At 71.1% G+C, this 7,850-nt stretch carries 9 protein-coding genes and 1 pseudogene; 4 read left to right on the top strand and 6 right to left on the bottom strand.

Annotation, left to right across the window (positions count from 1 at the left end):
- Positions 1–421 (bottom strand): MFS transporter (locus tag GTW40_RS03000; RefSeq protein WP_161178581.1); only part of this gene is annotated, 421 nt, incomplete at its 3' end.
- A 70-nt stretch (positions 422–491) separates the two neighbouring features.
- Here GTW40_RS03000 and GTW40_RS02995 point away from each other — a divergent pair.
- From GTW40_RS02995 to GTW40_RS02980, 4 genes are all read left to right on the top strand, one after another.
- Complete coding sequence (locus GTW40_RS02995) at positions 492–1,469, top strand: helix-turn-helix domain-containing protein (protein WP_161178580.1); 978 nt, start codon at positions 492–494, stop codon at positions 1,467–1,469.
- Positions 1,466–1,969 (top strand): GNAT family N-acetyltransferase, encoded by a 504-nt coding sequence (locus tag GTW40_RS02990; protein WP_202485305.1) that lies wholly within the window; start codon positions 1,466–1,468, stop codon positions 1,967–1,969. Before GTW40_RS02995 ends, GTW40_RS02990 begins: the two co-directional genes overlap by 4 nt.
- A 78-nt stretch (positions 1,970–2,047) precedes the next feature.
- The gene (locus GTW40_RS02985) at positions 2,048–2,764 is read left to right on the top strand and encodes a DsbA family oxidoreductase (protein ID WP_161178579.1); all 717 of its coding nucleotides are present in this window, start codon (positions 2,048–2,050) and stop codon (positions 2,762–2,764) included.
- 97 nt (positions 2,765–2,861) lie between these two features.
- Complete coding sequence (locus GTW40_RS02980; RefSeq protein ID WP_161178578.1) at positions 2,862–3,923, top strand: aminotransferase class V-fold PLP-dependent enzyme; 1,062 nt, start codon at positions 2,862–2,864, stop codon at positions 3,921–3,923.
- Between the two features lie 114 nt (positions 3,924–4,037).
- Here the strand turns inward: GTW40_RS02980 and thpD are convergent, their stop codons facing one another.
- The 5 genes and pseudogenes from thpD to GTW40_RS02955 form a co-directional block, all read right to left on the bottom strand.
- The gene (gene thpD, locus GTW40_RS02975; protein WP_161178577.1) at positions 4,038–4,940 is read right to left on the bottom strand and encodes an ectoine hydroxylase; all 903 of its coding nucleotides are present in this window, start codon (positions 4,938–4,940) and stop codon (positions 4,038–4,040) included.
- A gap of 5 nt (positions 4,941–4,945) precedes the next feature.
- Positions 4,946–5,365: an ectoine synthase gene (locus tag GTW40_RS02970; RefSeq protein WP_161178576.1), complete on the bottom strand. Its 420-nt coding sequence runs from the start codon at positions 5,363–5,365 to the stop codon at positions 4,946–4,948.
- An 80-nt stretch (positions 5,366–5,445) separates the two neighbouring features.
- A complete protein-coding gene (gene ectB / locus GTW40_RS02965; protein ID WP_161178575.1) occupies positions 5,446–6,717 on the bottom strand; it encodes a diaminobutyrate--2-oxoglutarate transaminase in 1,272 nt (423 codons plus the stop codon).
- A 25-nt stretch (positions 6,718–6,742) separates the two neighbouring features.
- Positions 6,743–7,261 carry a diaminobutyrate acetyltransferase gene (gene ectA, locus GTW40_RS02960; protein ID WP_161178574.1) on the bottom strand — a complete coding sequence of 173 codons (519 nt, stop codon included), beginning with the start codon at positions 7,259–7,261 and terminating at the stop codon, positions 6,743–6,745.
- Positions 7,262–7,565: 304 nt separating this feature from the next.
- Positions 7,566–7,850 (bottom strand): annotated as a pseudogene (locus GTW40_RS02955) (alanine--glyoxylate aminotransferase family protein); the annotation flags it as partial.

Here is a 7,850-nt window from a genome sequence, read left to right as displayed (position 1 = left end):
GCACCAGGGACAGCGACGCGGGCAGCACCACGGCCGCCGCCGCGCCCTGCGCCACCCGGGCGCCGGTCAGGACCGCGAGGTCCGGCGCGAACCCGCAGGCCGCCGACGCCAGCGTGAACACCGCGATACCGATGCCGTACGCCCGGCTCGCCCCGACCCGGTCGGCGAAGGCGCCGGTGGAGAGCATCAGGGCCGCGAAGGGGAGGGTGTATGCGTCCACCACCCACTGCAGTCCGCGCAGTCCGCCGCCGAGGCCGGAACCGATGGCGGGGAGGGCGACGTTCACGATCGAGGCGTCGAGAGTGATCAGCGCGGAGCCGAGGAGAGCGGCGGCCAGGGCGAGGGACGGAGTCGTCCGCTGCTCCAACGGGCCTTGGGAGATAACGGGTTGGGTAGGGGCGAGGGTCTTGTTCAGGGACATGGCTCCAGCTTGCGGATCACGCGGCGCGTACAGTAGTGGCCTGATTGCCATACGCCCGGAGGTTCTGGCCATGATCCGAGTCGTCGTCATCGCCGCCCCGCCCGTGTCGATGTTCAACCTGGCCATCCCGGACCTGCTCTTCGGCAAGGTCGAGGTGGCGGGCGGACGCGGGTACGAGGTCGTCGTCTGCGCGCCGGAGCCGGGCCCGGTGGCCACCACCGGCGGGCTCGAACTCACCGTGCCGCACGGCCTGGAGGCGCTGCGCGAGGCGCACACCGTGCTCGTCGCGGGCACCGGCGAGGCGTACGAGCCCGACCCGCGCGTGGTCGCCGCGCTGCGCGAGGCCGCCGACGCGGGCACCCGCATCGCCTCCATCTGCACCGGCGCCTTCTCGCTGGCCAAGGCCGGACTCCTCGACGGCCGCCGGGCCACCACCTACTGGGCGCACGCCGACGAGATGCGCCGCCGCCACCCCGCCATCGCCTTCGAGGGCGACGTGCTCTACACCGAGGACGGCCAGTTCCTCACCTCCAGCGGCTACGCCGCCGGAATCGACCTGTGCCTGCACATCGTCCGCACCGACTACGGCGCCGCCGTCGCCAACGAGGTCGCCCGGCTCGCCCTCGTCGCCCCCGTACGGCCCGGCGGCCAGACCCAGTTCACCCACACCCCGCTGCCGCCCGAGCGCGGCACCACCTGTGCCGACGTACGCGGCTGGGCCATGCGCAACCTCGACAAGCCGCTCACCCTCACCGACCTCGCCCGCCACTCCGGCGTCAGCGTGCGCACCCTCACCCGCCGCTTCCACGCCGAGAGCGGGGTCAGCCCCCTGCAGTGGCTGCTGCACCAGCGCGTCGAACGCGCCAGGGAACTCCTGGAGACCACCACTCTGGCGATGGACCAGGTCGCCACCGCCTGCGGCCTCGGCACCGCCGACTCGCTGCGCGCCCATGTCGTCCGCCGCACCGGACTGACCCCCAGCGCCTACCGCGCCCAGTTCCGCCGGTACGCAACCGCGCCCGCCGGGGCCGCGTCCTCCTCGGCATGATCAGTGAACGAGCCGACGGTGCCCTGGTGATCCGCCCGGCCGAGTCCGCCGAGGCCGGGGCGATCGCCGCACTGCACGAACGCGCCCGCTCCACCTACTACCCCGGCGGTCTGCCGCCCGCCGACTTCGACTGGACGGACTCCTGGCGCGCCTCCATCGAGCGGCCCGACGGCCGGGTCCTGTGCGGGACACGGGACGGCCGGATCGTCGCCGTCGCCTCCTTCCGCACCCCCGAGGGCGCGCCCCCGGAGAAGGTCAAGCTGTTCCAGTTCCACGTCGACCCCGACCACTGGCGCGCGGGCCTCGGCACCGCCCTGCACGCCGCCTGCGTGGAGCGCTGGCTGGCCGACGGCAAGCGGGTCGCCGTCCTCGACGTGCACGTGGACAACAAGCGCGCCCAGTCCTTCTACGCCCGCCACGGCTGGGTGCCCGACCCCGAGAACCCGCCCGCCGAGGGCGACCACCACCTCTTCCTGCGCTGGACCCCGCCCGGGGAATGAACCCCGCTGCTTGAACGTTCACGTACCGGGTGGGGAGAGCCCCCGCCCCGTACGAACGAACCGAAGAGAGCCCGAAGAATGCGCGTCGAGATCTGGAGCGACATCGCCTGCCCGTGGTGCTACGTAGGAAAGGCACGCTTCGAGAAGGCGCTCGCGGCCTTCCCGCACCGCGACGACGTCGAGGTCGTGCACCGCTCCTTCGAGCTGGACCCCGGCCGCGCCAAGGGCGACGTCCAGCCCGTGCTCACCATGCTCACCAAGAAGTACGGCATGAGCGAGGCCCAGGCCGAGGCCGGCGAGGACAACCTCGGCGCCCAGGCCGGTGCCGAGGGCCTGCCCTACCGCACCCGGGGCCGCGACCACGGCAACACCTTCGACATGCACCGCCTGCTGCACTTCGCCAAGGAGCAGGGCAAGCAGGACGAACTGCTCGGACTGCTGTACAAGGCCAACTTCGCCGAGGAGCGGTCCGTCTTCACCGAGGGCGACGAGCGCCTGGTGGAGCTGGCCGGGCAGGCGGGCCTGGACCCCGAGGCCGCCCGCAAGGTCCTCGCCGACCCCACCGCCTACGCCGACGAGGTCCGCGCCGACGAGCGCGAGGCCGCCCAGCTCGGCGCCAACGGCGTCCCCTTCTTCGTCCTCGACCGCGCCTACGGCATCTCCGGCGCCCAGCCCGCCGAGGTCTTCACCCGGGCGCTCACCCAGGCGTGGGAGGCCCGCTCCCCGCTCACCGTGCTCGGCCAGGACGACGCCGACACCTGCGGCCCGGACGGGTGCGCGGTACCGCAGAAGTAGGAAACCGCAGGTGGGAGGCGATCCATAAGGATTGCTGAGAGACACCGCGTAAAAAAGCGCGATGGACGGTGACTCCATGGGGACGCACAGTGGACCCATGGAGACCACGGAGACGTTCGACAGCCTCGTCCGCGCCGAGTTCACCCCCACAGGCACCTACCTCAACACGGCGAGCAACTCGCTGCTGCCCGCCCGTACCGTCACCGCCCTGCACGAGGCGGCGCTGCTGCGGGCCCAGGGCCGCCCGCTGAACTCGCTCTTCGAGGACGTGGAGGCGTGCCGGGCCGCCTACGCCCGGCTCGCCCAGGTCCCCGTCGAACGCGTCGCGGCGGGTGCCTCGGTCGCCGCGCACACCGGCGTGATCGCCGCCTCCCTGCCGCCGGGGGCCGAAGTCCTCACCGCCGAGGGCGACTTCACCTCCGTGCTCAACCCGTTCCACGTCCGCGGCGACCTCAAGGTGCGCGAGGTGCCCGTGGAACGGATCGCGGAGTCTGTCCGCCCGGAGACCGACCTCGTCGCGGTCAGCGCCGTCCAGTCCGCCGACGGACGGATCGCCGACCTGCCCGCGCTGCGCGAGGCCGCCCGCGAACACGGCGCCCGCACCTACGTCGACTTCTCCCAGGGCGCGGGCTGGCTCCCGCTGGACGCGGGGGAGTGGGACTTCAGCGCCTCCGTGGCCTACAAGTGGCTGCTCGGCCCGAACGGCATCGCCTTCCTCGTCCTGCCCGAGGACTTCGGCGGCCTCACCCCGCTCCTCGCCGGCTGGGTCGCGGGCGAGAACCCGTGGGACAGCTGCTACGGCCCGGTCACCGAACTCGCCCACTCCGCCCGGCGGTTCGACCTCACCCACGCGCTGCTCGGCTACGCGGGACTGCGGCGCTCCTTCGAACTCATCGAGGAACTGGGCGTGTCCGCGATCCACTCCCACAACACGGCCCTCGCCGACCGCTATCGCGCGGGACTCGCCTCCCTCGGTCACGAGCCGCTGCCCTCGTCCGGCTCCGCGATCGTCTCCGTGCCCGGACTCGGCTCCCGGCAGCCGGAGTTGAGCCGCGCGGGCATCGAGGTCTCCGACCGGGCGGGCAATCTGCGCGCCGCCTTCCACCTGTACAACACCGAGGCGGACGTGGACCGGCTGCTGGACGCGCTGTCCGGCTGACCGGCTGGCTGGTCAAGCCTGCGGCCCGGTGCGGGACATGACCGGGCCGGAGCCTCCCGTCCCACAACAAGGAGGCCCCGGCCCGGGGTTTGGTGAGCGGAGCTGCCGCAGCGGCTACCGCACGGGCGTGAAGTCCCGCGCCCCGATGTACTCCGGCCTGCGCACCGGCGCCGCGAACGGCTCCACCGCCGTGTTCTCCACGCTGTTGAACACGATGAAGACGTTGCTGCGCGGGAACGGCGTGATGTTGTCGCCGGAGCCGTGCATGCAGTTGCAGTCGAACCAGGTGGCTGAGCCCGGCTTGCCGGTGAAGAGCCGGATGCCGTGCTCGCTCGCCATCCGCGTCAGCGCCTCGTCGGACGGGGTGCCCGCGTCCTGCATCTGGAGCGACTTCTTGTAGTTGTCCTCGGGTGTCGCGCCCGCGCAGCCCAGGAACGTCCGGTGCGAGCCCGGCATGATCATCAGGCCGCCGTTGGTGTCGTGGTTCTCGGTCAGCGCGATCGAGACCGACACCGTGCGCATCCGGGGCAGCCCGTCCTCGGCGTGCCAGGTCTCGAAGTCCGAGTGCCAGTAGAAGCCGCTCGCGCCGAACCCGGGCTTGACGTTGATCCGGGACTGGTGGACGTACACGTCCGAGCCGAGGATCTGCCGGGCCCGGCCGACCAGGCGCTCGTCGCTCACCAGGTTCGCGAACAGCTCACTGAGCCGGTGGACCTCGAAGACCGAGCGGATCTCCCGCGAGCGGGGCTCCACGATCGCCCGGTCGTCGGCCCGGATCACCGGGTCGGCGACCAGCCGCTCCAGCTCACGCCGGTACACCTCGACCTCGGCCGGGGTGATCAGCTGGTCCACGCTCAGGAAGCCGTCGCGCTCGTACCCCTCCAGGTCGGCCGTGGGGATCGGGCCGTAGGCGTCGGGGGCGCTCCAGACGACCGGGTCCTTGCGCGGGACGGCCACCTCGGCGACGGCACGGCTCGGGTAGAGATCGGTGACGGGGGCGGTGGGGGCCTGGGTCATGGGGATCACACCTCCTCGGGTTCGGTGGGCTCGGGTTCGGTGAGCAGGGGGTAGACACCGTTCTCGTCGTGGTCCTCCCGTCCGGTCACCGGCGGGTTGAACACGCAGAGGCAGCGGAAGTCCTCCTTGACGCGCAGCGTGTGCCGCTCGTGTCCGTCGAGGAGGTACATCGTGCCGGGGGTGATCGTGTACGTCTCCCCGGTCTCGTGGTCGGTCAGTTCGGCCTCGCCCTCGGTGCAGACGACGGCCTCGATGTGGTTCGCGTACCACATCGACGTCTCGGTCCCGGCGTACAGGACGGTCTCGTGCAGGGAGAAGCCGACGCGCTCCTTGGCGAGCACGATCCGCTTGCTCTCCCAGGTGCCGGACCTGGCCCGTACATGGCGGTCGGTGTCCTCGATGTCCTTGAACGATCGGACGATCACGGGTGGGTGCCTCCTGTTGGTTCCGTCGGTTCCGTTGGTTCTGTCGGTTCCGTGTCGGCGGCGGTCGGTTCGCCGGGGTGTCAGGCGGTCTCGCGTACGGCCCGGGCGACGATGCTCATGCCCTCGTCCAGCTCCTCCGGGGTGATCGTGAGCGCGGGCAGCAGTTTGACGACCTCGCTCTCGGGGCCCGACGTCTCGATGAGCAGCCCGAGTTCGAAAGCGCGGGCGGCGACGCGCCCCGCCCGCTCCTTGTCGTGGAACTCCAGCCCCCACACCAGACCGCGTCCCCGGTAGTCCTTCACGGCGTCGGGGTTCTCCTCGGCGATGGAGACCAGCTCCCGCTCGACGCGCTCACCCCGGGCGCGGGTCTGCTTCTCCATCGCGGCGCCGTCGGCCCAGTACGTCTCCAGCGCGGCGGTCGCGGTGACGAACGCCGGGTTGTTGCCGCGGAAGGTGCCGTTGTGCTCGCCCGGCTCCCAGATGTCCAGCTCCGGCCGGAACAGGCACAGCGACATCGGCAGCCCGTAGCCGCTGATGGACTTGGACACGGTGACGATGTCGGGGACGATGCCCGCCTCCTCGAAGGAGAAGAACGCGCCCGTGCGACCACAGCCCATCTGGATGTCGTCGACGATCAGCAGCATGTCCTGCCGCTCGCACAACTCCTTGAGCGCGCGCAGCCATTCGGGCCGGGCGACGTTGATGCCGCCCTCGCCCTGCACGGTCTCCACGATCACGGCGGCGGGCTTGTTCAGCCCCGACCCCTGGTCCTCCAGAAGCCGCTCGAACCACAGGAAGTCCGGGACCTGCCCGTCGAAGTAGTTGTCGAACGGCATCGGCGTGCCGTGCACCAGCGGAACGCCCGCCCCGGCCCGCTTGAAGGCGTTGCCGGTGACCGCGAGCGAACCGAGCGACATGCCGTGGAAGGCGTTGGTGAACGACACGATCGCCTCGCGCCCCTTCACCTTCCGGGCCAGCTTCAGTGCCGACTCCACCGCGTTGGTGCCGGTCGGCCCCGGGAACATGACCTTGTACGGCAACTCGCGCGGGCCGAGCACCAGTTCCTGGAAGGTCCGCAGGAACGACCGCTTGGCCGTGGTCGACATGTCCAGGCCGTGGGTCACACCGTCCCGGGCCAGATAGTCGATCAACGCCCGTTTGAGGACCGGGTTGTTGTGGCCGTAGTTGAGCGATCCGGCCCCGGCGAAGAAGTCGAGCCAGGCGCGGCCGTCCTCGTCGTACATACGGCTGCCCCGCGCCTGGTCGAACACGGTGGGCCAGCCGCGGCAGTAGCTGCGCACCTCGGACTCGACGGTCTCGAACACGCTCAGGTCGGGCTGGGTGATGGTCACGGTGATTCGCTCCTCGGTGCGGCGTTCAGTGGGCCGGGGTGGGCGTCAACGGGCCTATGCGGTACAGGACTTCGGGGTCGTGCGGACCGTCCGGGAACAGCTCGGCGGGGAACAGCGTCTCGCGCTCCGGCTCCACGCCGTGCCGGGCGGCGAACGAGGTGAACAGCCGCTCGGAGGCGGTGTTCCCGGGAGTGATCGTGGTCTCCACGCCGGTGATCCCCCGCTCGGCGGCCAGCCGTGCGGTCAGCCCGTCCAGCAGCGCGGCGGCGATCCCGCGCCCCCGCTGGGCGCCGTCGACGGCCACCTGCCAGACGAGCAGGGTGTGCGGACGGTCGGGCCGTACGTAACCGGTCACGAAGCCGACCGGCTCGCCGTCCGCGTCGCGCGCCACCGCCGAGGTGCCGGCGAAGTCCCGGCACCACAGCAGATAGCTGTACGAGGAGTTCAGGTCGAGGGTTTTCGATTCCTTGGCGAGACGCCAGAGAGCGGCTCCGTCGGTCACCGCCGGTCTGTCGACGATCAGGTCTGCGGGTGCTGCGGTCATGCGGCACGAATTTAGCGAGGCGAATGCGCGAATGCACGGCCGAGGAATCGATTGTGTGCGACCGGGTCGGCGATATGACGGGTTTGACCTGGGAAAAATGTGGACGAAATGGGACTGCCTGTGGGGTGTGTCACAGCGCGAAAACCCGCCCGTGTTTCGTCTTGTTTAGCCTTGCAAAAAGCGGGCAGACGAAAAGCCGTAGTCTGTCTCATGGAATTCAGGGGGCATGAGAAGCAATTGGGCGGTCATGAAAAAGGCGGCCTGCGCGAATTCACGCAAGCCGCCGCCGGGAAAGGGGTGCCGGTCAGTGCCAGGCTTCCCCCGCCGCCCGCAGGGCACCCTCCGGGTCCACCGCGAGCCCCTGCCCGGCAAGGGCCGCGCCCAGCGCCGTCAGCGAACGGCGCACCGTGTCCAGGGTCGCGTCGGGGCCGTAGTGGTTGACCCGGACCATCTCCTTGGCCAGCGCGCCGCCCCCGGCGGCCAACGGCAGCCCCGGGTCCGCGCGCAGCGCCTCGGCCACCAGCTCGGCGGCCACCACCTGCTCCGGCACCCGCAGCGTCGTCGCCACCGGAGCCGCGTCCCGCGCCTC

This window comes from Streptomyces sp. SID4985 (assembly GCF_009863025.1).
GTDB lineage: Bacteria > Actinomycetota > Actinomycetes > Streptomycetales > Streptomycetaceae > Streptomyces.
This window is presented reverse-complemented; position numbering and strand designations above follow the sequence as displayed.